This window comes from Flavobacterium sp. (assembly GCF_036405015.1).
Taxonomy (GTDB): domain Bacteria; phylum Bacteroidota; class Bacteroidia; order Flavobacteriales; family Flavobacteriaceae; genus Flavobacterium.
Genome location: NZ_DASWYK010000151.1, coordinates 1 through 23127, shown reverse-complemented (window position 1 = coordinate 23127; position 23127 = coordinate 1). Strand labels below are relative to the sequence as shown.

The 23127-nt window shown below is 33.0% G+C and carries 24 protein-coding genes; 5 read left to right on the top strand and 19 right to left on the bottom strand.

Annotated elements, in window-relative coordinates:
• The first annotated feature begins 346 nt into the window (after window positions 1-346).
• The 5 genes from VGE71_RS11980 to VGE71_RS11960 all read left to right on the top strand — a co-directional run bounded on the left by VGE71_RS11980 (window position 347) and on the right by VGE71_RS11960 (window position 4168).
• On the top strand, window positions 347-532 hold the full coding sequence (locus VGE71_RS11980) for a hypothetical protein (protein ID WP_331138545.1): 186 nt from the start codon (window positions 347-349) through the stop codon (window positions 530-532).
• A gap of 255 nt (window positions 533-787) precedes the next feature.
• On the top strand, window positions 788-1366 hold the full coding sequence (locus tag VGE71_RS11975; RefSeq protein ID WP_331138544.1) for a TetR/AcrR family transcriptional regulator: 579 nt from the start codon (window positions 788-790) through the stop codon (window positions 1364-1366).
• 55 nt (window positions 1367-1421) lie between these two features.
• On the top strand, window positions 1422-2213 hold the full coding sequence (locus VGE71_RS11970) for a glucose 1-dehydrogenase (RefSeq protein ID WP_331138543.1): 792 nt from the start codon (window positions 1422-1424) through the stop codon (window positions 2211-2213).
• Between the two features lie 217 nt (window positions 2214-2430).
• The gene (locus tag VGE71_RS11965) at window positions 2431-3135 is read left to right on the top strand and encodes an SDR family oxidoreductase (RefSeq protein WP_331138542.1); all 705 of its coding nucleotides are present in this window, start codon (window positions 2431-2433) and stop codon (window positions 3133-3135) included.
• A gap of 298 nt (window positions 3136-3433) precedes the next feature.
• Entirely contained in the window at window positions 3434-4168 is a 735-nt protein-coding gene (locus VGE71_RS11960; RefSeq protein WP_331138541.1) for a tyrosine-protein phosphatase, read from the top strand.
• 59 nt (window positions 4169-4227) lie between these two features.
• Here the strand turns inward: VGE71_RS11960 and VGE71_RS11955 are convergent, their stop codons facing one another.
• From VGE71_RS11955 to VGE71_RS11865, 19 genes are all read right to left on the bottom strand, one after another.
• On the bottom strand, window positions 4228-6591 hold the full coding sequence (locus tag VGE71_RS11955) for a GumC family protein (protein WP_331138540.1): 2364 nt from the start codon (window positions 6589-6591) through the stop codon (window positions 4228-4230).
• 8 nt (window positions 6592-6599) lie between these two features.
• Window positions 6600-7364 carry a polysaccharide biosynthesis/export family protein gene (locus VGE71_RS11950; RefSeq protein WP_331138539.1) on the bottom strand — a complete coding sequence of 255 codons (765 nt, stop codon included), beginning with the start codon at window positions 7362-7364 and terminating at the stop codon, window positions 6600-6602.
• 72 nt (window positions 7365-7436) lie between these two features.
• Window positions 7437-7637 carry a hypothetical protein gene (locus tag VGE71_RS11945; protein WP_144213201.1) on the bottom strand — a complete coding sequence of 67 codons (201 nt, stop codon included), beginning with the start codon at window positions 7635-7637 and terminating at the stop codon, window positions 7437-7439.
• A gap of 17 nt (window positions 7638-7654) precedes the next feature.
• Window positions 7655-9055, bottom strand: a complete 1401-nt coding sequence (locus VGE71_RS11940; protein WP_331138538.1) for an exopolysaccharide biosynthesis polyprenyl glycosylphosphotransferase — start codon at window positions 9053-9055, stop codon at window positions 7655-7657.
• On the bottom strand, window positions 9048-9494 hold the full coding sequence (locus VGE71_RS11935) for a VanZ family protein (RefSeq protein WP_331138537.1): 447 nt from the start codon (window positions 9492-9494) through the stop codon (window positions 9048-9050). Before VGE71_RS11935 ends, VGE71_RS11940 begins: the two co-directional genes overlap by 8 nt.
• A gap of 27 nt (window positions 9495-9521) precedes the next feature.
• Window positions 9522-10265, bottom strand: coding sequence for a glycosyltransferase family 2 protein (locus tag VGE71_RS11930; protein ID WP_331138536.1), 744 nt, complete (start codon window positions 10263-10265; stop codon window positions 9522-9524).
• A 206-nt stretch (window positions 10266-10471) separates the two neighbouring features.
• Window positions 10472-11020 (bottom strand): WcaF family extracellular polysaccharide biosynthesis acetyltransferase, encoded by a 549-nt coding sequence (locus VGE71_RS11925; protein ID WP_331138535.1) that lies wholly within the window; start codon window positions 11018-11020, stop codon window positions 10472-10474.
• 11 nt (window positions 11021-11031) lie between these two features.
• Window positions 11032-12117: a glycosyltransferase family 4 protein gene (locus VGE71_RS11920; protein ID WP_331138534.1), complete on the bottom strand. Its 1086-nt coding sequence runs from the start codon at window positions 12115-12117 to the stop codon at window positions 11032-11034.
• 5 nt (window positions 12118-12122) lie between these two features.
• A complete protein-coding gene (locus VGE71_RS11915; protein WP_331138533.1) occupies window positions 12123-12662 on the bottom strand; it encodes an acyltransferase in 540 nt (179 codons plus the stop codon).
• A complete protein-coding gene (locus VGE71_RS11910; protein WP_331138532.1) occupies window positions 12659-14200 on the bottom strand; it encodes a hypothetical protein in 1542 nt (513 codons plus the stop codon). The genes VGE71_RS11915 and VGE71_RS11910 overlap by 4 nt, the downstream gene beginning before the upstream one ends.
• A 26-nt stretch (window positions 14201-14226) precedes the next feature.
• Window positions 14227-14910 carry an acyltransferase gene (locus tag VGE71_RS11905; RefSeq protein WP_331138531.1) on the bottom strand — a complete coding sequence of 228 codons (684 nt, stop codon included), beginning with the start codon at window positions 14908-14910 and terminating at the stop codon, window positions 14227-14229.
• Entirely contained in the window at window positions 14907-16034 is a 1128-nt protein-coding gene (locus VGE71_RS11900) for a glycosyltransferase family 1 protein (RefSeq protein ID WP_331138530.1), read from the bottom strand. The genes VGE71_RS11905 and VGE71_RS11900 overlap by 4 nt, the downstream gene beginning before the upstream one ends.
• A 2-nt stretch (window positions 16035-16036) precedes the next feature.
• Window positions 16037-17326, bottom strand: a complete 1290-nt coding sequence (locus tag VGE71_RS11895) for a glycosyltransferase (RefSeq protein WP_331138529.1) — start codon at window positions 17324-17326, stop codon at window positions 16037-16039.
• Between the two features lie 4 nt (window positions 17327-17330).
• The gene (locus VGE71_RS11890) at window positions 17331-18635 is read right to left on the bottom strand and encodes a hypothetical protein (protein WP_331138528.1); all 1305 of its coding nucleotides are present in this window, start codon (window positions 18633-18635) and stop codon (window positions 17331-17333) included.
• A gap of 187 nt (window positions 18636-18822) precedes the next feature.
• Window positions 18823-19953 (bottom strand): glycosyltransferase, encoded by a 1131-nt coding sequence (locus VGE71_RS11885; RefSeq protein ID WP_331138527.1) that lies wholly within the window; start codon window positions 19951-19953, stop codon window positions 18823-18825.
• Between the two features lie 91 nt (window positions 19954-20044).
• Window positions 20045-20776, bottom strand: coding sequence for a HAMP domain-containing sensor histidine kinase (locus tag VGE71_RS11880; RefSeq protein ID WP_331138526.1), 732 nt, complete (start codon window positions 20774-20776; stop codon window positions 20045-20047).
• A gap of 42 nt (window positions 20777-20818) precedes the next feature.
• A complete protein-coding gene (locus VGE71_RS11875) occupies window positions 20819-21196 on the bottom strand; it encodes a hypothetical protein (protein ID WP_331138525.1) in 378 nt (125 codons plus the stop codon).
• Between the two features lie 156 nt (window positions 21197-21352).
• The gene (locus tag VGE71_RS11870; protein WP_331138546.1) at window positions 21353-22309 is read right to left on the bottom strand and encodes a GDP-L-fucose synthase; all 957 of its coding nucleotides are present in this window, start codon (window positions 22307-22309) and stop codon (window positions 21353-21355) included.
• Between the two features lie 7 nt (window positions 22310-22316).
• The coding region (locus VGE71_RS11865; protein ID WP_331138524.1) for a GDP-mannose 4,6-dehydratase at window positions 22317-23127 on the bottom strand (811 nt) is incomplete at its 5' end.

The following is a 23127-nucleotide window of genomic DNA, read 5'->3' as shown; positions in this document are numbered from 1 at the left end:
TCCTCCTTTCAGAAATAGCTTTCATAAAATAAAACAGACTTAAAATTTGCAGTTTTATTTTCTTTACATAGTTGATTATAAAATGGATAAAAACAAAAAAAGCTAAATCAACTTTTAATTAAAGAAATTATATAAACCCGCCTGAAAATTCTGTAATTAAAAACGAGACAATGAGTTCTATTTTTGAATATATAAGTAAAAAACAAATTTGACAACTATATAAATTATGAAATCACATACAGCCTCGTTCACTAATCTTATTTCCGTTAAACCTTTTAATAAATCCTCTAATGCGAATTTGATAGATGCAGAATTTTATTCTGAAAATCAGCAAAACTCACAAGTATTGGACTTATATCTTAAGTATGATGATGAACCAGACTTTGACTGTGAATTTTTACAAGACATCACACATGATTCCAACGAAAATGTAATAGATGTAGACTCTGAAGAAGACCTAATGGATGATTACAATGATGACCAATGGGATGCCGAAATTTATGATCCTTATCTTGAATCTACTTATTATTAATATATGCTAGTTTCTGTAATTTCTACTCAAAAATAGATCATTAAAAAATACAATAAGAGCTGTCAATTGACAGCTCTTATTGTTATAATCAATAACCTCAGCTTATAACTTATGGGTTAATAATAAATATAGCTGCAGAAAATTAACTCATCTGAAGTTATGATACTGAGAATCATATCAATCTATTTTCTTAAATAAAAGTTATATTTTCTAACAATCAATTTAAATGAATATTTTTTCATTTAACTTTACTATATGAGACCTTTAGATCCCGATAAAAGAGAAAAAATTTTAAAGTCTGTCTATACGCTTACAGGTAGACAAGGACTGGCAAGCGTTAACATTTCAGGTATAAGTAAAATAGCAGGAATTGCAGTTGGGACATTGTACATCTATTTTAAAAACAAAGAAGAGGTTGTACAACTCGCCTATGCCGCTGTAGAAGACAAAATGACTCAGGTCATGTACAGCAATTTTGATATCAACAAGCCTATCAGACAATCTTTTAAGCAAATTTATATCAATATGCTCAACTATAGACTGCAAAACTATGATGAAACTGTATTTATAGACCAATATCAGCAGTCTGGCTACATTCAAATTAATTTCTCTAAACAACTAGCCGAGTATGAATCACAGAATAAACCACTGTATGATCTTATAGAAAAAGGTCAGCAGGAAGGAATTATAAAAGCAGTGGATGCTATTATGATTATCAGCTTTTTTGACGGAGCGGTTCGGTCTTGTTCTACAGGAATCATCCAAAAGTTGTTTCCATTAAATCAGAAGCTCATAGATGACTGCTTTGATATGGTCTGGAGAGGAATGAGCTAAAAAATTTAACTTTTAAATGAATATTTTTTCACTAATAATTTAAATACTATATATTATGGGCATTTTTAAAGACAAAACCATTATAATTACCGGAGCTGCAATGGGGCTCGGACTGGCTGCAAGTAAAGCAGTGGCATTAAAAGGAGCTAATCTTGCTCTGGTAGATTACAACGCTGAGGCGCTGGAAAAAGCAAAAGCAGAAATCCAGTCCGCTGTGGCAGAGGCAAAAATCATCACGATAACTGCAGACGTTTCAGACGAACTAGCTGTTAAAAGCTATGTAGAAAAAACAGTTGAAGAGTTTGGCCGTATCGATGGTTTCTACAATAACGCTGGTATTGAGGGAAAACAAGCATCAATAGTAGATTATGACATCAATATCTTTAAAAAAGTAATCGACATCAATCTTATGGGTGTGTATTACGGATTAAAATATGTGATTCCGGTAATGCAGAAGCAAGGTGGCGGAAAAATTGTAAACGTTGCATCAGTTGGCGGAATCAGAGGTGTTATCAATCAGATGCCTTATGTAGCTAGTAAACATGCTGTTTCAGGTATGACCAAAAATGCAGCGATTGAATATGGTAAAGATGGGATATATACCAATGCAATTGCACCTGGAGCGATCCTTACTCCAATGGTAGCAGAAGCTTTCAAACAAGTAAATCCTGCAGACCCTAAAGCTGCTGAAACCACCTATGCACAAAGAAATCCTACAAGAAAATTAGGTAAACCCGAAGATGTGGGCAGCCTTGTAGCCTTTCTGCTTAGCGATGAATGCCAATATGTAAATGGGCAAACCATTGCAATTGACGGAGGGGAATCAAACTTGTATGGTAATTCATAAAACATTCTTTTAAAATTTATAAAACGGATTATTGCTTGTCTCTAATCCGTTTTTTAATATATAAAGATCCAACCGTTTAGGAATTCCTGTTTTTTCTTATTTCTCAAAACCGAAATTTATCGTATTTTTATAAATGGTGCGCCTTTTATAAAACAAGACTCACAATACTTCATTTAAAGGAATATCAATAAAAAAGATTAAAATTAATAGTATAAAAATGCAGAAAATAGAAAACAAAATAGCTTATATCACTGGCGCTTCTAAAGGTATCGGTTTCGGAATTGCAGAAGCTTTAGTCAAAAACGGTGTAAAAGTAGCTCTTTCAGGAAGAGATACAGAAGCACTTGAAAAAGCACAGCAAGCATTAGGAAGTCAGAACGTATTAGTATTGAAGTCGGATGTCAGAAATTTTGACGACCAACTTAAAGCTGTTGAGCAGATTGTATCAAAATTCGGAAAACTCGATATCGTAATTGCTAATGCTGGTATTGGGAAATTTGCTCCGATAGACGAAATGTCACTCGAAGATTGGAATGCCATGATTGATACCAATCTTACAGGCGCTTTTCATACTCTTAAGGCAGCATCTGCACAATTGAAAGAAAACAAAGGCTATTATATATCGATCGCATCGTTGGCGGGAGCCAATTTCTTTGCTAAAGGCGCTGGCTATAACGCCTCAAAATTTGGACTAGTTGGTTTTACCCAAGCTGCCATGCTAGATCTGCGTGATTATGATGTAAAGTGTACTACAATTATGCCTGGTTCAGTTACCTCAAATTTCAATGGTCATATGCCAAGCGAAGAAGATAAATGGAAAATCCAGCCTTCTGATATTGGTCAGATGGTGGTAGATCTTTTAAAAATGAATCCTAATGTGCTACCGAGCAAAATAGAAGTTCGTCCGACGAAAACTAAATAATTTTTTTTCGATCTAAAAAAATGGCTATAATGCACTGCCTCTAAAAGTTAGACACTATTTGAGGTAGTGCTTATTAAGACATCACCGCAAATTCATTAGTATACCTCATTTTATTATTTCTGGATTGTTTTGTATTTACTGATTATGAAATTTTTTCTTCAAGAACTTTTCTAAAATAATCTTCTATTCAAAAAACCATCACTTTAAAGGATAAATAATCCTTTTTCGCTTTTAATTAAAATTATAAGAGCTATAGAACTAGTTTTGGAACAATTAAATTTGAGTCTAAATTTTTCGTATGTTCTCCATTTTTAAAACAAAACATTATTTAAAAGATATACTGCCCAAAAATTACATTGACATTCATAATCACTTGCTTCCAGGCATAGATGACGGAGCCAGAACAGTTGAGGAAACTACTGCACTTATTGCTGATATGAAGACTTTAAATATTCATAAAAGTATTGCCACTCCCCACACCTACTCTTCTAAATGGAACAACACGTCCGAAATTATAAAAGCGGCTTATGAAACTGCCATAGAAGATAACGCTAATCGTAGCTTTATAAAAAAATATGCCAGCGAATATATGCTGGATGCTTCTTTGATGGAAAAAATCAAAAATGAAAGATTACTATGCATTGATGATCATTTTCTGTTAATCGAATTCCCTTTATTTTCAAATCCTTTTAATTTGTACGAAATGCTTTTTGAGCTTAAAATTAGGGACTACAAAATTATTATTGCGCATCCAGAACGGTATCTCTATCTACACGATTCCATTGAAAAATATGAAAAATTAAAGGATTTTGGTGTTTATTTTCAGCTTAACCTTCTTTCATTAACAGGTTATTATGGCAGAAACATTTACAAAAACTCACTTCAATTATTGGAAAAAAACATGTATGATTTTACTGGTTCAGACATCCACAGTAATGCTGAAATTAACCAATTTGAAACTACACCTCTACAAATTCGCACTAAAAGCAAATTAGATCAGTTATTATTAAATAATAGCATCTTTCTAAAATAAAAAAAGCTGTTTTAATAACAGCTTTTTTTATTCCAATTTCAAATAAGAGACTTTATCTTCTATTCTCTATTTCTCCACTTTTCGAACCATGATTTCTTAACATTTTCTCTCCCGTAACCGTAAGCATAACCATAATTGTAAGCATATTTATAACCATAACTGGAGCTGAAATTAATATCATTAATCACATATCCCATGTTAATCAGTTTTTTATCTTTATTTAGCTTAAGAGAATAAGACAACAAATTTTTTGCTGTAATACCAGAACGCAATACAAACAAGGTCGTATCAGCATATTTTGAAATCATAAGAGTATCGGTTACCAATAAAGTTGGCGGAGTATCAAAAATGATAAAATCATATACTTCTTTTACCTCATCAATAAAGTTTTGGAAAACAGGACTCGATAATAATAAGGTCGGATTAGGCGGTATTGTTCCTGAAAGTAAAATATCAAACGGAAATCCTGCATTTTGATTACTTAAAACCAAATCACGCCAGTTCAAAGAATTATCATGCAGATAATTACTAAATCCCGCATTTTCTTTCTGAATATGTTCTAAGTGTCTGTGCAACTGCGGATTTCTAAAATCAGACCCGATTATGATGACCTTTTTATTGAGATTGGCATAAGCCGATGCCAGATTAAAAGAAACAAATGTTTTACCTTCTCCTTTTATTGAGGAAGTAACAAAAATGACCTTACCTTTTAAAGAAGATGGTGTAATAAAATTGGTATTATTAGCCAATGTTCTAAAAGCTTCCAGATTTTCATTTTCAGAATCTTTAGTCTCTTTTAATGATGGAAGCTCTCCCAAAATAGGCAGTCCGTTACTTAAATTTTCAACATCTGCTGAATTATATATTTTGTTGTCTAATTTAAAAATAAGAAACAAAATTCCGAATGGAATGAAAATACCGGCAAAAAACGCAATCAATATAATCTTGCTTCTTTGTGGAGAAACAGGATAAATATCTGTTATCGCATAATCTATAATTTTAGTATTGGGTACCGTAACGGCAAGATTTATAGAAGCTTCTTCCCTTTTCTGAAGCAGCAATAAATATAAGCTTTCCTTTAAATTCTGCTGACGTTCAATGCTTCTTAGCACTTTTTCTTTCTCTGGTAGAGATGCAAAACTTCCTTCAGCAGCCTTTTGAGCAGATCCGCTTTGAGCGAGTGATGTTTTTAACTGCTGATTATATCCTTTTATTGATTTAATGATATTAGCTTTCAAATTCAAAAGGGTTTCAGAAGAAAGTTGTAGAGATGGATTGTTATTCCCTGCACTAGTTTTCATTTTTTGATACGAAAGAACGGCAGCATTAAAATCAGAAACCAGTTGATTGACTCCTGCATTTTCTATTCCGATATCAGAAGGCAATAATTCAAATGCTTGCTGCGACTGGACGCTTTTCATAAGCAAATCAACCAGTAGAAGCTGTGATTCTATATCAAATGAAGCCTGTTCCTTAGCTGTTTTTTGTAAAATACTTGAGCCTGCATCTTCTTGGATAAAACTAAGGTTGTTATTCTTTTTATATTCTTTTTTGGAGCTTTCTATAGAATCTAATTCTCTTCTGAGGTAAACAAAACGATCATCCACAAAGCTGATGGTTCTTCGGGAGACTTCTTTTTTATCGGTTATACCATCTGCTTCAAAAACATGAATCAGATCATTGATAACAGACTCAGAATGAGGACCGTTAATTCCTTTTAATGAAATAGTTAAAATATCACTGTCTTTTCCTTCAGCATCAATCTCAAAAGCACCGCTAAGTTCCAAAGCAGTCTTTTTAAGAGGCTTTAAAATTACATTAAAACTCTTATCTCTACTTTTAAGAATCATTGCATGAGATACAGGAGTAATCTTTATTGGTAGATTTGTTTTTTTACCGTCGAATGTAAATCCATTAATGGTAAAAATTTCTCCAGACAACATATCCTGAACTTTATATCCTTTTGCTGTTACCGTAATAGTATATTGCAAAATACTGCCCAAATCAGACATATCACTTTTATAAGCAACTATAAAAGGTGGATTATAAACCTGTTTCGATTTGACAGTGGAGATAAAGAAATATTCTACATTCAGATTTAAATTTCTAACGACCTGCTCTGACAAATGCACCGATTTAAATAAAGCAATCTCATTCTCCAGATTAATTGTAGATTTATTAAACAACTTAGAAACATCCAAACTAAAATTCGAATTTTCCTTATCATTAAGCAGTTTAACTTTGGCCTCAGATTTATAAATAACATTAGCATATCTTAAATAAACAAAGGCACAACATACAGAAATGATGATAGATAATATAAAAACAGGCCAGTATCTAATATATTTACTTATAATTTGTTTTAAATCTACAGGATTTGTTTCTTCTGTGAGATCGAAAAATTCATTTTTATCAGTATTCATAAAGTGGCTTATCTTGTAATTAATATTATAGAACTTAGTATTAAAGAAGCAATAGTAAGTATGGTGCTGGCATTTCCAATATAACCTGCAGTTTTTACTTTTGCATTATTCGGATTGACAACCAATACGTCATTCTGGCGAACTTGATACTCGTCTTTATTCATCCAGCTGGCTGTTCTAAGATCAACATGTGTAATGGTTCTTTTTCCATCCGATTCTCTAATCAGCAGTATATCATCTCGTTTTCCATTAATGGTAAGATCTCCTGCATATCCAAGCGCCTGAGGAATCGAAACTGATTGCTCTAAAAAGGTATAAGTCCCTGGTGATTTCACTTCGCCCAAAATGGTTACTTTTGCATTAAGAATTCTTACTGCTACTGAAGGATTTATTAAATGTCCCCCCTTTTCAAGCTCCGATTTAATTTTTGTTTCTAGATCTTTTACCGATAATCCTGCAGTACTTATTTCTCCCAACACAGGAAGCACAATTGTTTTCTCTGGAGAAACAAGATAACCCTGTACTTTTAAAATATCGATTGTACTACTGACACCCACGGTACTTGGAGTCTGGATGTTGTAAGGTAGAGCTGTCTCGGGTACCAGAGCACCAATCCTGATGCTAAGGATATCATTTGGTTCGATGGAAACCGCTTTTAAATTTGTTGTAACTGAAGCGTAATCAGCTGAATCCTGAAAATAAATAATATCCTTTTTAGAGGCACAGGAGAAAAATAAAATACTAAAGAGTATTACATAAAATAATCTATTCATTAGATCTTGGTGTAAATTTAAAAATTCAAGGCATTTTGGAATGTACTGTCTTTCAAGTACCTAAAAATGAAACTAAAGAGAATCCGTCAATTGTCTGGATTCGTACTGCGTACTTTTCTGTACTTTCATTTTATCATTCAATTTAGACAATCGGTGCAGCTGTTTTTTCTGCACTTTATCTTTAACATAATATCGGTACAATTCTTTTCCGATAAAAAAACCGGCAATTGAGATTCCTGAAAGAAATCCGGCTGCATAATAAGTCACGTTCATAATTATTTAGTTTTTAGTTAAAAAGCATTTTCATCTCCTTTCAGTGTTAGTACAACTGTAAGAAGGCATATTTTTAAGTCTTTTATCAGACTCCAGTTTTGCAGATACTCGATGTCTGCTTTAACTCTTTTCTTCATATCAGAGACTTTTTTAGTTTCTCCTCTATGTCCTGAAATTTGTGCTAAACCAGTAATTCCCGGTTTTACAAAATGACGCACCATAAAATCATTAATCTGGCTGTTGTAATCTTCCGTATGTTTAATCATGTGTGGACGTGGTCCTACTACACTCATGTCTCCTTGCAAAACATTAAAAAACTGCGGAAGTTCGTCTAAACTTGTTCTTCTGATGAACTTTCCTATTGGAGTTACACGCATATCACCTTTCTTAGCCTGAACACTGTCACTATCTGTATTAACAGCCATACTTCTAAACTTGTAGCAATAAAAAGATTGATTTTTTTTACCTGTTCGAAGTTGTTTGAATAAAACAGGTCCTTTGCTCTGTTTTTTTATAATGATCGCCAGAATTGGATAAAGCCATGATAAAACAAAAGTGATAACCAGAAGACTAAAAACGATATCAAAAACTCGTTTTACAAGTCTGTTATAAGCATTTTGCAACGGTTCATGTCTTGGACGAATGATGTGAAAGTTTTCATAACTGGTACTACTGAAGGAGAATTTAGAAATAGATGAAAGATCTGGTACAAATTTCAATCGGATGCAATATCGATCTGCTAGTTCAAAATAAGTATTCAGATCATCAATAAATTCCGTTTTTACGACAATGTATAATTCCTGAATTCCTTTTTCTGAAGCGCTATGTATGATATTTATAAGAGCATGATTAAAAGAGATTTTATCAACCGCTTTATCTTCATCGGCATCGTTGATGATACCCAGAAAATTAAAGAAATAAGAGTTGCTTTCTAATTTTGATGCCAACTGAATACTCGTTGGATTAAATCCCCAGATTGCTACCGTAAAAGGCTTTTTAACCCAGCTTTTGATATTATTTAAGACATAGGTAAATCCAATTCTTGATAGTAAAAGATAAAAAAGCAGAAAACTAAACTGTAACGTACTTGCATCTATACTCATCTGATATTTCTTTAATCCCTGAAAAAGTATAATACAACTCTGCCAGAAAAGAAACTGACATAAAAAAACACGCCAGCTACTGCGATAAAAAGCTGGTAAACTAAACACTGTATCAAGTCTATATAAATTAAAATATAAAACTGCCAGTATCCATCCGGCTGCAGCAATAAGATAACTGCTGGTGGCAAAAGTCGAAGTCCATTCTACATTAGCATTTGCTGCAAAATGGAAAAAGAAAAACACACTGGCAGCTACTGCACAGAAATCAGCTGCCATACTGCAAAAAATAAAAGTAAATTTATGTCTGTTACGCATTTTTATTAAAAAAATAATGATTTAACTTCTTGAATACTAAAGCACAGGCACCACCGAAAATACCTCCGGCTATTCCAAAAAAGATATCCATTGTATCAGGATGCCTGTCTGATATAAAAAACTGTCCTGCTTCTGCGGCACATACAATGACCGCACAAATAAGAACAGTCTGTAAATGCACAAAAATCATTTTATTGTATGGGTACTCTAAAGCCGATTCTAACAGTACTTCACATAAAAATCCTAAGATCACAAATGGAACTGCCGTGCGGAAATTCAAATATTCGTTAGTCCAGTCTATAATAATCTGAGGCAGATAGGTTTCTGTATTTAGATTGGAAGACGGAAGCCAGGAATAATAAAAAATACCAGCTGTACATATTAAAAACATTACTATTGTAAGCACTTTACCATTGCTTTTACAATTACTACTACTCATTAAAGGGGGGATTTTTTATAAAAAATTTTAAACTAAGTACTGTTTTAATGCTCTGAGCTTTTTTCTGAATACAGCTCTAAAAGCAGGAAGACCATGATAACTGTAAATACGGTAATCTTCATAAAGTACTTCAAGTGCCCGACTTCCTGATGTACTTAATCCGCCCATTCTCATTTTTACCATATAGGAATTCAGATAAGCCAGATTTATTTTGCTTTTAAACAAATAGCGCAGTAAAAATTCAGTATCAGAAGCTATTTTAAAATCAAGATTATAATAACCTAGTTTTTCTATTACCTCTTTTTTAAGATAAACCGTAGGGTGCAAAGGCAGCCAGCCCGATTTTAGTTTTTTGTAATTGTATTGTCCTCCTATTCTGTCGCGTACAATTTTTTCATTTGCATCGTTGGTAACATAAACTCCGTCACCATAAATTCCGTCATATGAGGGAGATTTTTGAAAAAACTCTACGATTTTTGAAACTACTTTAGTATCATAAAATTCATCATCTGAATGCATTAGTCCAACAATTTCTCCAGTTGCCATTTTAAGACCTTTATTAATCGCGTCATACATTCCTTTATCTGGTTCAGACAAGAATTTGCTTATTTTTCCTTCGTAAGATTGAAGAATTTGCTTGGTACCATCTGTTGAATTTCCATCTATAACAATGTATTCGATGTCAGGATGATCCTGTAATAAGACGCTCTCCACGGCGTTTGCAATGGTTTCTTTTCTATTGTAGCAAATAGTAATAATAGAAACTTTCATGATTGTGTTTTTAATTAATTAGAAAATTTGAAATAAGAAGGGCTGCGCCACAACTTATTTGTGCCGAAAAAAATCTTTTTTAATAGGAGAAATGGAGCGTATTGTTTTATCTATTCATTGGTATCATTACCTGAATAGATGTTTTTTTTTATTTTATAAAGGGATTATTATCTTCTGAAATAGGAGTAGCGAAACAAGAAAACTGTTTACCATCGTTCTTTTACCAATTGAAGCGGATTACCGCTAAAAACTCCGTTTTCAGGTAATGATTTGGTCACTACTGATCCTACAGAAACAATAGTATTGATACCTATTTTAACATTGGGTCCGACAAAAGAAGATGCACCTACCCAGCTTCCGTCTTCGAGTACTATTACTCCGTTTCTATAGGGCATTGTAGGATCTTTATAATCATGATTTCCGCCACAGACAAAAACTTTTTGACTGATGCAAACATTGTTTCCAATGGTAAGTAATTCAAAATTTAAAAGAAAAACTTCTTCGCCAATCCAACAATTGTCTCCGACAATTAATTTCCATGGAAAATGAATATTAACTCTGGGTTTTATTACGAGTCCCTTACCTACTTTTGCTCCAAAAACTTTCAACAAAAACACTTTGAATTTTGAAGGATACGGAATAGCCGAAAGAAAGAACACCACTTTTGTTACATACCATAACATCTCTTTTACTTTAGATGCTCCTCTGTCGAGACCGATTTCTGAGTCAAATAAATCTAAACGTACTTTTTTCATAATAATTCAAATTAAATATGTTTAATAACTTTAAAAACTTTTTCTGCAAACTGAGATTCTGTAAAGTAAGACTGAACATATTCTCTGTTTATATTACTGTACTGATCAACACACTGTTCTAAATTTTCATTAATTTGAAGTAGTGTACTGTAGATACATTCGGGACTTTTTTGGGGAACAAAAAAACCGTTCTCTGTACTTACGATATCTGGAATTCCTGAAAACTTAGTTGTCACAATAATATTTCCTGTGGCCATAGCTTCGATCAGAGAAATAGGTTGTCCTTCCATGCGGTAGTAAGTAGGCAGAACAAAGACATTAGATTTTTGAAGTAGATCAATTTTAGGCTGTCCAGATACGACACCATGATATTTGATAAAACCTTGCAATTCTTTAAATTTATCATTTATGATCACCTCAGATTCGTCTTCAATTTTACCTGCTATATCTGCTTCAAAAGGAACTCCTTCATTTTTTAATAAAATAAGACAATCCAAAAAATCGATAATACCTTTTTCTTCCATCAGATTACTTAAATAAAGTAGTCTGAGTTTGTCTTTAGGTTTAGCGTTATATTTTTCCTGAACTAAATCATCTTGTGCAAAATTCTCAGCTTTGAAAACTTTTTTAGCTGGTAGAAGTCCTTCAAAATTGGTTCGCAAAGAATCTGAAAGCACTATTCCTGCCGCTGCTTTTTTGATGTAATAAGAAAAAAATCTCTTTTTTAATCCTTTCAACGATTTATATTCATTCCCAAGATGATTTCCATGAACATGAATTATGTAAGGTCTGTTTTTCAGCAGACAGTACACATAAAAAGGCATGTATTTTACGATACCGAAAAAGGTTTGTCCGGGAGTGGTATACACAACATCTGATTTCGAAATCGTAGATAATTCTTTGTAAACCTTTAAAAATGAAAACACTTTACTGAATGAAAAATTCCCAACATTTTCAGAAGAGATATTTTTTGAACTCGTATTTATAGTCTTAATTGAAATCTCGTTCTTTAGATTTAACTGTTTCAAAAGAATCTCATTGGCTAAAGAACAACCGTTAATAGGTTTTGGAAAAGGGCCGATAATAAGTAGTTTCATCTTTATTATTTTCTATCTTTTTGTACAAATGAATTTGTAGTTTGTTGTTCCCACTTAAGGGCTTTTTCGGTTAATTTTCCAATAATTTGGGCTGGGTTTCCAATCACAATAGCATCTGAAGGAATGGTTCCTCTTACCACACTTCCTGCTCCTATCACAACATTATCTTGAATAATTGTTCCCGGCATAATCAAAGCTCCCATTCCTATAAAGACATTTTTTCCGATGTGAATTTCTTTCTTGAAAGCAAGATCTGTCTCTGGTTTTTTACCCAATGCAATAAGACCAGTCGTCAGAGAATAATCATGTGTTAGCAGTATTACTTTTTCCGAAATCACAACACGTTCTGATAAGTAAATTTTATTAAAATCATCAAACCTTACTTGAGTTGAAATATAACGCGGCATTCCGTTCATCTGAACTCCAGCCAGTTTTAGAATGAAATTGTATCCTTTCATATACAATCTGGGCATTCTTCCATCAAAAGGTTTTAAAAGTATTTTACCAATATGAAATGCTAATTTTACAAACAGCCTTCTGATCATAATTTTTTATTTATAATATTTTGTATTAAACCAGCAGTATATCGAAGTTCGCCGGTCCTGAAATAGAACAGTACAATAATGATATTCGGAACTATAAGAGCCGTTATTCCCTTGCCGATAAAACCCGAAAAGTTGTCCGAAAAGAAAGATTGCAAGCCAGTTACTATTCCGTAACAAATAATCAGAACTGCTGTATATTTAATAAGGGTTATATAGTATTGTGTTACTTTTTTTTGAAAACCATATTTGAAAACCACATAAGGTTCCCACCAAATATTGGTTGTGAGGTTACTGATTATGGTAGCTGTAATAACAGATTCTACTCCCCATTTTAAGACCAACAGGAAATAAAATGAAAACGATAAATTGACAACTGCTTCAAATAAAGACTTCCATTTGATTGGCCAAAACAAGCCTTTGGCATCTATAAAGATTTGAGAAGTCATTCTCATACGATCCAGATAGAAATTAAAGGTGATTAATAGTGTAATTACTGCTGAAAAAACATACTCTTTGCCCCAAATCAGACTGATAAAAGGATTGACCAATGTGCTTAAAGCTGTAAAACAACAAATAGCAAAATAGGCATTGATAAAGAAGAGCTTTTTAAAAAATTGATGTGCCTCTTCATTTGACTTTTGTGCAGCAAAATTCCCTACACTTGCCGTTACAGGTAACATAATCTGCATAAAAACAATTCTTATCGTATTTGTCAACAGTAAATAATTAGAATAAATTCCCATTACTATAATTCCAGCAAATTTGGAAATCAATAAATCATCTACTCCTGTTATTACGACAGATCCTAACTTACTGAATGACATTGCAAATACATTTTTTTTCAATGCATCTTTGTCAATTTTGTCAATTTTCTTGTCCTTGTGCGAAGCCAGAAAAGGAAATAACCGATCTGCTTTTTTTGAAATAAAATAGTTTCCTAAAAAAGTACAGACAATCTGAATAATCAGAAAACTTAGAAAGTCCCGAAATACCAGTAATGCAATGATCTGTAAACTTCCTTTAAGTAAATTAAAATAAAGCTGGTTTAAGGAATCAATATGTCCGTTTTGACTCGCTATAATCAACGATCTTTTGTAATTAAAGAAGTAACTTACCGAAGTATTTAAAAGATACAGCAGATAAATTATCCATAAAGCAGGCAGTTCTTTGGGCAATTCTGATACATCACTTATAAAAAAATCTAAAAATGGAATTAAGATTAGACCAGCCAGAAAAATAAAAGTGCCAATTCCTTCATACACTTTGGCGTAATAATTCATCAGTTTTGCCACCTTGATTTCGTCATGTACTGCCAGTGGCGAATACATTGCATAAATAACCGCTGTTCCAAAACCTATTTCTGCAAAAGACAATACGGAAAGTATATTGGTAAACAATCCGTTAATACCTAAATAAGCTGCTCCTAAAGTTTTTATAAAGATGGTTCGTACCGCAAAATTTAAAACAATTGTTGCGAGCTGTCCTATCAAAGCTGCCGCTGAATTCTTTATCGAACTGCGGGTTCTGTTTGTTGTCATTAAAAACTAAAAATTTTAAAATCGTATTATTTTTCCCAATGGATATCTCTCTTTACCATTACTGCTGGAACACCACCAATAATTATATTGGGCTCAAAGAATGATCTTGTTACAATTGATCCCAAAGCAATAATGCTATCATCTCCTATAGTAACTCCTTTAAGAATAAATGAATAACTGGCTATCCAGACATGGTTACCAATCTTAATGGGTTTGTTTTGATTGATTACTTTATTTTCGTGATTATAAACAGCATGACCATCTCCATCACGAATATGAATATTCCAGCCTGCGAGTATATTTTTGCCAAAAGTTATGGAGGTATTGCTCGCACAAAAGAAATTCTGATTTGCTGTAAAATTTTCACCAAAAATGATTTTTCCTTCATTGTCTGCTCTCAGCGAAACTCCTCGGGCAAAATGTGCTTTTCCTTCAAAAATTACTTTGCAATGTTTTTTGATGATCCAGTAACTAAAGCGGTTGCATTCGTTTCCTTCAGCTCCTTCACCCCAGCCCAACTTAATCATTCCAAATTCTGCTTTCGCATTTAATACCACTGTATTTCTGTGTAGCGAACCTAATTTAGTTCTGTAATCGACCAGTATTGGAAGTTTAAAAGCTGTTTTAATTTCAAACAAACAGAAATTAAAATAAATGGTTTTCGGCAGGCTTAGACTTAAGCGAATTATCTTTTTTATTAAATGAATCATAACTGCTTGTTTACCGTATTACATAATTTAATTAAGGCATCTCCTGCGTTGGTCCAGCTGTATTGTTTAGCATTTTTATATCCTGCTTCTATCAATTCTTTTCGAAATTGCTCATCAAGAATAATACGTTCCATTGCCGCTGTAGTTTCTTCGATTTTAAATGGATCTACCAAAACAGCAGCATTTCCAGCAACTTCTGGCATAGAAGAAATATTAGAAGTAATAACCGGAGTTCCTGCTGCCATAGCTTCTATAATGGGAAGTCCAAAACCTTCATAAGAGGAAATAAAAGCCATTGCTAAAGCCAATTTATAAAGGGCAGGTTTGTCTTCTTCATCAATGTAAGGAGTAAAAAAAACCTGCTTTTCTATATGAAGATCTGCTGCTAGTTTCTTTAATTCTTGATTTCCCTGAGTGATAACAAGACTTACTTCTTCTCTAATATCAGTAGAAAGCAAAGCATAAGCACGAATCAGATTGTCTACATTTTTATGTTTTCTGATGCCGCCTAGATAAACTACAAACTTATCTGGAAGCTGATACTTTTTGCTTATTTCTTGAAGCTTTTCCGCTTCTATTGTTTTGTTATACAACTCAAAATCAACTCCATTAGGCACTACAAAAATTTTATTTTTATCATATAAAAACTCCGAAAGAATATCTTTTTTAGATGCCTCAGAAATGGTAATCAAATAATCTGAATGTTTAATTGCATAAGCAATATCATTATGATAATCTGACTGAATACTGCTGTTTTCTGTTGTTGTTCGTAAAGGGATCAAATCATGAATCGTTGAAATTACAAGACCTTCGTAACGAACTCTTGGTATTTTATAAGTCAGAAACAAATTGATAGGTGCCGAACTTGCCGCCATGGCGTGATAATAAAAAGGCAGAGGATTTTTTAATAATCTTGAATAAACAGCTTTAGCAGGAATTCTTGAATATTTTACAGGAAAAGCAAATCGTGCCAAATCTTTTTCTTTTACACCTCTGACAAAATTAAAACAGCCCGAAATGCTATATGATTTATGTTGGCTTAGTTGTTTTATTAACTTATTGGCAAAAAGTGCAATTCCAGATCCTTGATTGTTTACTGGCTGAAGGTTTATATTTATTTTCATGATTAAATTGCTGGTTTAAGCTGCTGATAAAATTTTTCATAGTTTGCTGCCGCATCAGATCTTTCCTCCCAGATTCTTCTTGAGTTCAAGCACATTTCGTCGAATTGTTCTGCTTCCATTAAAGCTATTTTAGAAAGAATATCAACCAATTCTTGAATAGCAAAGTCTTTATCCAATAAAAATCCATTTACTTCATTTTCAACTATCTCAGCTGTTCCTCCTACATTCGTAGCAATTATTATCTTACCAAAAGACATTGCTTCCATAATAGAAACTGGCACTCCCTCATTTTCACTCACATTGATAAAAACATCATAAGGTTTAACAGCATAATGCTCAAGTACCTTTTCATTACTGTAAGCTCCCATTAAAGTGACCGAAACCAAAGGATTGTTGAGCTGTGCTACTTTGTTTTTTATCATTTCAAATTCTTCTCCATCTCCGTAATGCACCCATTCTGTTTTCACTGATAGCTTTGAAACTGCTTCAAGAATAGCAGATACTCTTTTAACGGGTCTCATCCAAGAACAAGAAACTAAACGAAGTGTATCGGTTTTAGGAAAGATTTTTACTCCTTTATCTAAACAGCCTAATCTGGATAATTTTAATTTTTCACTGTATGTCGGATACCAATTTTTCAAATACATTATTCCGTCATTTGAAATTGAATGTATTTCATTCATATTCGATAAAATATATCTTCTCATTGGTAAATAAAGACCTGCATCAGCGTATTCATAAAGGTCAAATCTGTGGCATCGTGTTATTTCTTTTTCAATATGAATGCTATTTTGGAATCTCTTTTTTAATTCAATAATGACAAAAGCACTGATATGCATCCAATAAGAATATAAGGTGATATCACAATCTTTATATTTTTCTTTTAGAATGCGATCCAGAGTATTTAAAGTGTTGTGCGCGATAAACAGAAAAAGAAACAGCTGTTTGATATTTCTAAGAGTAAATCTGGCCGTACGTGCTAAAAGCCACAATTCTTTATACAATTTTGAGTCTGTAAGAGTCTGCAGAAGGAGTTTTGGAGTTACCTGCCAGCTTTTATAGGAAAAGGCACTGTTATAAAATGTAACGTTCTCTTTTGGCTTTTTATAAATGATATCCTGAGCTGTTTTTGATCCGTTTACCAAAATTGGGAAACAGATAATTTCATCAAAACCCACTGCATATTCTAATTCATTAGACAAAAAATCCTCCGATTTCCCATAAGGAAACTGTGTATTTACTACAAGGAGCACCTTTCTTTTTATATTATCTGTATGGCTTGTATTTTTCATTTTTTTAAACTGCAGATCCTCCTGCTGATGTATAGTTCAAGTTTACTCTTGTGAAAATGTCGGCTTTTTTATATTGATTGATTTTTGAAATTCCCATACGGTTTACCCATAAGACAAACCAGTAAAAAAGAATGTATTTACTCCAGCAGAAAATAATGGTCTGAAGGCAATAGCAATGTACAAGTCCCATAAGAATGGACATCCAGATATACATATACTTATAATACAGATCTTTGACCACTTTAGAAGCCGCTTCCATTCTGACTAAAAGCATAATCATTATATAATTTCCCAAAATAAGAACTGGCCAACCCAGCATATTGCCTCCAATAATTAAAAAGCCACCAGACAACGACAACATTTGTCCCCTGTCATCTCTTTGTTTTAATGAATCTTTAAAAATATCAGAGGAAGAACGCAACTCTTTCAGACTGTTAGAAAGCGTTTTAAATCCAGGAAGATCCGATAAACCCGAAAAACCATCTGAAAAATCTTTAATTAAAGCTTCATTTGACTTCACTGTACTTATACCAATCGAAGCTTGATAAGAACGTGCAACTGTCCAGAGACCATTGGAATATTCTTCTATAAAATTTGACGTTACTGCATTAGAATCCTGGGTTTCAAAAGTACCTGCATTATCCTCGGCAAACTGTTTATTCATGTAAGACAGAACCATAATGATGATGGCAAAAGGCAATAAAATAGCTAATATTCTGGTCTTTAATTTTGGATAACTTACAATTAGAATGGTAATTGTAGCAATTGCTGTTTCATAAATTAACGAACGGTTACTTCCGAAATAGGATATAAAATTAAAAACAGCAGCGGCAACTCCTAAACTGAAATAGAACTGAAAACCTGCTGTATTTCTGCTGTATTTTTTGGCTTCTACAAGCAGTAATATGAAAACAAAAATCTTTAAACTGTTAAAAATAGTCGCATCAAATACAACAGCAACTTTAGAAACCGATTCTTTTAATGCTAATATGTTAAGACCAGGCATCCAAGAATTTAAACGAACTAAAAGAAATAAAAAATATACAATCAGTATTCTTTTTCCATAAGAATTAAGAGGTAACTGTTGACATGAAATATCTTTCTTCTGGTACTTTTTTATATAAAAAGGAAACCATCTTTTTATAACCATACAAGCAATAAAAAGTTCAACTGCATAAATAAAAATAGCCGTTTCGTATGAAGCTGCTTTGGCTTCTGGCATTCTGAAATTCAATTTTCCTTCTGAAAGCGTAATTAAAAAAGGTTGTATAATATATCGGACAAAAACAATACTGTAATAAATCTTCAAGCCTATTCCCTTTTTATGGTAACGCAGTATAGTGTTACCAAAAATCGATACACAAACGGTAAAAATTAAGGGAATCAAAAACAGCAGTTCAAGACCATTTCGCGGAACCGGCTGGTGATAGATATAATAGCTATCTACTATACCTAAAAGAGCCAGTACAATTATAATGTAATTAAGATTCTTCAAACTAAACCTCCGCGTTAAAATATTCTATAACTCCCTGAAGCGTAACAGACATATCGCATCTTTTTTGTGAAGCAGAACGGATTTTTTCTCCAATAATGATCTCTGTATTCTGATACATTTTTTTATAAAATGCAATAACCTCATCTATTTCAACAGGAGTTTCATCTGCACTAATCTGATGAACATATTCTGCATTATCTTGATTCGAAAAAGCATCAACAGCATAAGAAGAAATCATTGGCAAACCTTTAGCTGCATATTCTTTTGACTTTATTGTACTTTCTGTTTTTAATCCAATTCGGTGAATGGCAATGGAGTTTACAGCAATATCTGCTTTCTCATACAGAGCATCCAGATCACTGCCACTTTTAAAACCGTAAAATATCACATGCTTTTCTAAACCATATTGCTCTACAAGTGCTTTATACTTATTGATCTCTTCTCCTTCTCCAACCAAATGATAGACTATATTCACATTACCTCCATTTTGGTAATATGTTTTAATTCCTTCAATCAGCCTATCATATCCATGACAGCTCATCGTAAGTGATACCGAAATCAAATGTATTTCGTTTTCATTGTAGACTTTCTGCTGTACAGGAATTACATTCTCGTAGATAATACCATTCATCGTATTAATCGTATTGATCCCAAAAATCTTCTTATCACTTGAATAAGTGACAATTCTGCCAGCATAAAGTCTCAGCAAAAAATTAGACGAAGCATCCATTGCGTAGCGTAGCTTTCCTCCTTTCCATTTCAAAAGCTCATGTCTGTAAGGAAAAGTCGGGATTTCGATGGCAATCTTTCTTGCTTTTCTTTTTAATATTCTAAGAGAATTTAGAAACAAAAAATCGCAAAGATGATATCTCGTGTAAATAAAACTATAATTATTAACCGATAGTTTTTGATTGATAAATGAATACATTTTAAGTCTTCTGTTTGCCTTATCAAGCGGTATGGTTTCAAAAAAATCATTATTAATGTAATAAAGACAATCAGGACCATAAGACAACAATGTCACATTATAAGATTTAGTAAAAACCTTATATTGATTTAGTATTTTTTTAGACACTCCATTCAATTTCTCAAAATCAATTATCACTGGTGCTATATACAATAATTGCTTCATTTCTTTCTAAAAGTATTATTTTTAATAAATGTTGAGTGTACGTTTTCTTTTAATTAAGAGCCTAATTTTTAACTCAATAGACTGTTCAATACTAATTTTGGTTTTTAAAATTTTTCAATTCTAAGATGAAACAGGTTCCTTTTCCCTGTACAGATTTTACCTGAACAGTTCCTCCTAAAATTTCAACAGTCTGCTTTACAATATAAAGCCCGATTCCGTAGCCTTCGGCCGTGTTTGAAGCTCTGAAAAACTGATCGAATATTCGCTCTTGATAAACCGTTGCAATGCCAATTCCATTATCTGAAATTTTCAGTTGAAGTTTTTCATCGTCCAAATAACCTTCTACGACTATCTCTTTATTAAGATTACTATTGTTATGATATTTAACTGCATTGGCAATTAAATTTTCTAACAGGGTATTCAATCTGAATTTATCTGAGAAGAAAGCTTCCTTTTGCTGAATATTTATCGCAAAACGAATTCCCAATGTTTTCATTTCATGAGAGAAAATCTCTGCCGCTTCTCTAACCGTTTCTTCAATCGAAATAGAGCTGATTTGAAGTTCTGGAGCATTACTCTTAGAGTTTTTTAGATTATTACGAATGGTCTGATCCAGATGAAACACACGGTTTTTAACCATTCTAATATATTCTAGAGTATTCTCTTCTTTTGTTTCTTCTTCTATTAAAGAAACCAACGTTTTAAGGGCATTTACTGGCGAAAGCAAATCATGTGATACTCTGAAGGCAAAGCTTTCCAGGTTTTTATTCAAAGCTTTTAAATCACTTACTCTGCTTCTTTTTCCCTCATTTAGAATTTTCATTTTACTTTAATTTTATACTAAAATCTGAAGTGGCAATATTCTTTATCTACAAACTGGATGCGAAGCCTCAATATTAAATTTTTCCTCAAAATGAACTCGAAGATCATTTCTGAAACCTCTTTTTGTGTCCAAACACTCTAAAACTTCAATGTTTTGAATGTTTATAAACTTATTAAGGAATTGGGGACAATGATTACACACCAACAAGGGGATTCCGAATGAATTCACTCTTAGCAGATCTATCAAATCGTTTTCTTCATAAAAAACAAAAACGATTAAAGATATATTACTGGTCATTTCATGTCCATAAAGAACATCTGTTTTATGACCTACTTCAAAATTGATATCCTTAAACTCATATTTCAAAAATCTCGAGAAATAATGAAATTTATCATATACCATTACTTTGTTCTCATCCATAACTTTTTATTTTTAAATTAAAACTATATCGAATATTCGTTTGTATAAAATGATCTGGGAGCTGAAAATATAAAATGGGGCTGCTAAACTATATTTCTAATTCTCTATCTGACGATGGTTTAAGGCAAAACTTTACTTCTATTAAAACACAACGGATTACGAAACGATAGAAACTTCTTTCAGGTTTTCTGTATTGGCCAAAAACCATTTGTATGTAGCTTCAATACCTTCTTTAAGATCAACCTGTTGTTTCCATCCTAATTCTTGCATTTTAGAACTGTCCATCAGTTTTCGTGGTGTCCCGTCAGGCATTGTAGTATCCCAGATAATTTCTCCTTCATGTCCTACGGCGTTTTGAATTAGGAGTGCCAGTTCTTTAATACTTAAATCTTTTCCTGATCCAACATTATATAAATAATCTGGCAATTTGTTTTCTAAAGCAAATACAACAGCCTGTGCCATGTCGTCTACATGAAGAAATTCTCTCATTGGTGTTCCTGTACCCCAAAGTATTACTTCACTATGATTATTCTCTTTAGCTTCATGAAACTTTCTGATCATAGCAGGCAGAACATGCGAACTTTTTAAATCAAAATTATCATGAATACCGTATAAATTGGTAGGCATTAAACTCACATAATCTTTAGCAAATTGTTTACGAACTGCTTCACAAGCTTTAATTCCTGAAATTTTTGCTAAAGCATACCATTCATTGGTTGATTCTAACGGAGCGGTCAACAAATAATCTTCACGAAGCGGCTGAGGAGCCATTTTAGGATAAATACAAGAACTTCCTAAAAAAATAAACTTCTCTATTCCGGACTTTAAAGCAGTATCAATCAGATTGTTCTGGATCTGCATGTTTTCCATAATAAACTGATACGGATAATTATTATTTGCCAAAATCCCTCCTACTTTTGCTGCAGCATCAATTACAGCCTGTGGTTTTTCTTTTTCAAAAAATGCCTGAACTGCTTTTTGGTCTTTCAAGTCCAATTCCTTACTAGATTGTCCAATCAGATTGTGAAAGCCTTGGTTTTCTAATGCTCTCCAGACTGCAGAACCTACCATACCTTTATGTCCCGCAATGTATATTTTAGCTGATTTCTCTATTCTCATTTTACTCGTAATAATTCATTGTCTGATACCCGGCTTCTTCTAGATGATGATCTTTCTGCATTAACTTTATATCCGACTGCATCATATCGTTTATTAAATCTTGTAGATCATATTCTGGTACCCAGCCTAATTTTGTATTTGCTTTTGTTGCATCTCCAATTAACAATTCTACTTCTGTCGGACGGAAATAACGAGGATTTACTGCCAAAACTTCTTTACCTGTTTCAATTTGAAAATCAGGATTATGGCACGCTACCACAAAAGCTTTTTCTTCTACACCAGTTCCTTTAAACTCTATATCAACACCAACATAAGCAAAACTCATTCGTACAAAATCACGAACTGTAGTTGTTGTTCCAGTAGCAATTACCCAGTCTTCTGGTTCATCTGCCTGAAGAATCATCCACATCATACGCACATAATCCTTGGCATGTCCCCAATCTCTTTGAGCATCAAGATTTCCTAAGTAAAATTTATCCTGTAGCCCTAAAGCAATTCTTGAAACAGCACGGGTAATTTTTCTGGTTACAAAAGTTTCACCGCGAATAGGAGATTCATGGTTGAATAAAATTCCATTACAAGCGTACATTCCATAAGCTTCTCTATAATTTACTGTAATCCAGTAAGCGTACATTTTAGCCACTGCATAAGGTGATCTAGGATAAAACGGTGTTTTCTCAGACTGTGGTACTTCCTGTACTTTTCCGTATAATTCAGATGTAGAAGCTTGATAAATACGAGTCTTTTTTTCAAGCCCCAACAAACGCACTGCATCTAAAATTCGTAATGTTCCCAATCCGTCTGCATTACCT

Bases quoted from the DNA above. Each gene is read 5' to 3' on its own strand.
- VGE71_RS11925 (WP_331138535.1), bottom strand. From the start codon at position 11,020: ATGAAAAAAGTACGTTTAGATTTATTTGACTCAGAAATCGGTCTCGAC.
- VGE71_RS11935 (WP_331138537.1), bottom strand. From the start codon at position 9,494: ATGAGTAGTAGTAATTGTAAAAGCAATGGTAAAGTGCTTACAATAGTA.
- VGE71_RS11880 (WP_331138526.1), bottom strand. From the start codon at position 20,776: ATGAAAATTCTAAATGAGGGAAAAAGAAGCAGAGTAAGTGATTTAAAA.
- VGE71_RS11875 (WP_331138525.1), bottom strand. From the start codon at position 21,196: ATGGATGAGAACAAAGTAATGGTATATGATAAATTTCATTATTTCTCG.
- VGE71_RS11960 (WP_331138541.1), top strand. From the start codon at position 3,434: ATGTTCTCCATTTTTAAAACAAAACATTATTTAAAAGATATACTGCCC.
- VGE71_RS11945 (WP_144213201.1), bottom strand. From the start codon at position 7,637: ATGAACGTGACTTATTATGCAGCCGGATTTCTTTCAGGAATCTCAATT.
- VGE71_RS11895 (WP_331138529.1), bottom strand. From the start codon at position 17,326: ATGAAAAATACAAGCCATACAGATAATATAAAAAGAAAGGTGCTCCTT.
- VGE71_RS11920 (WP_331138534.1), bottom strand. From the start codon at position 12,117: ATGAAACTACTTATTATCGGCCCTTTTCCAAAACCTATTAACGGTTGT.
- VGE71_RS11975 (WP_331138544.1), top strand. From the start codon at position 788: ATGAGACCTTTAGATCCCGATAAAAGAGAAAAAATTTTAAAGTCTGTC.
- VGE71_RS11900 (WP_331138530.1), bottom strand. From the start codon at position 16,034: ATGAAAATAAATATAAACCTTCAGCCAGTAAACAATCAAGGATCTGGA.
- VGE71_RS11930 (WP_331138536.1), bottom strand. From the start codon at position 10,265: ATGAAAGTTTCTATTATTACTATTTGCTACAATAGAAAAGAAACCATT.
- VGE71_RS11970 (WP_331138543.1), top strand. From the start codon at position 1,422: ATGGGCATTTTTAAAGACAAAACCATTATAATTACCGGAGCTGCAATG.
- VGE71_RS11885 (WP_331138527.1), bottom strand. From the start codon at position 19,953: ATGAAGCAATTATTGTATATAGCACCAGTGATAATTGATTTTGAGAAA.
- VGE71_RS11915 (WP_331138533.1), bottom strand. From the start codon at position 12,662: ATGATCAGAAGGCTGTTTGTAAAATTAGCATTTCATATTGGTAAAATA.
- VGE71_RS11955 (WP_331138540.1), bottom strand. From the start codon at position 6,591: ATGAATACTGATAAAAATGAATTTTTCGATCTCACAGAAGAAACAAAT.
- VGE71_RS11950 (WP_331138539.1), bottom strand. From the start codon at position 7,364: ATGAATAGATTATTTTATGTAATACTCTTTAGTATTTTATTTTTCTCC.
- VGE71_RS11965 (WP_331138542.1), top strand. From the start codon at position 2,431: ATGCAGAAAATAGAAAACAAAATAGCTTATATCACTGGCGCTTCTAAA.
- VGE71_RS11910 (WP_331138532.1), bottom strand. From the start codon at position 14,200: ATGACAACAAACAGAACCCGCAGTTCGATAAAGAATTCAGCGGCAGCT.
- VGE71_RS11905 (WP_331138531.1), bottom strand. From the start codon at position 14,910: ATGATTCATTTAATAAAAAAGATAATTCGCTTAAGTCTAAGCCTGCCG.
- VGE71_RS11940 (WP_331138538.1), bottom strand. From the start codon at position 9,055: ATGCGTAACAGACATAAATTTACTTTTATTTTTTGCAGTATGGCAGCT.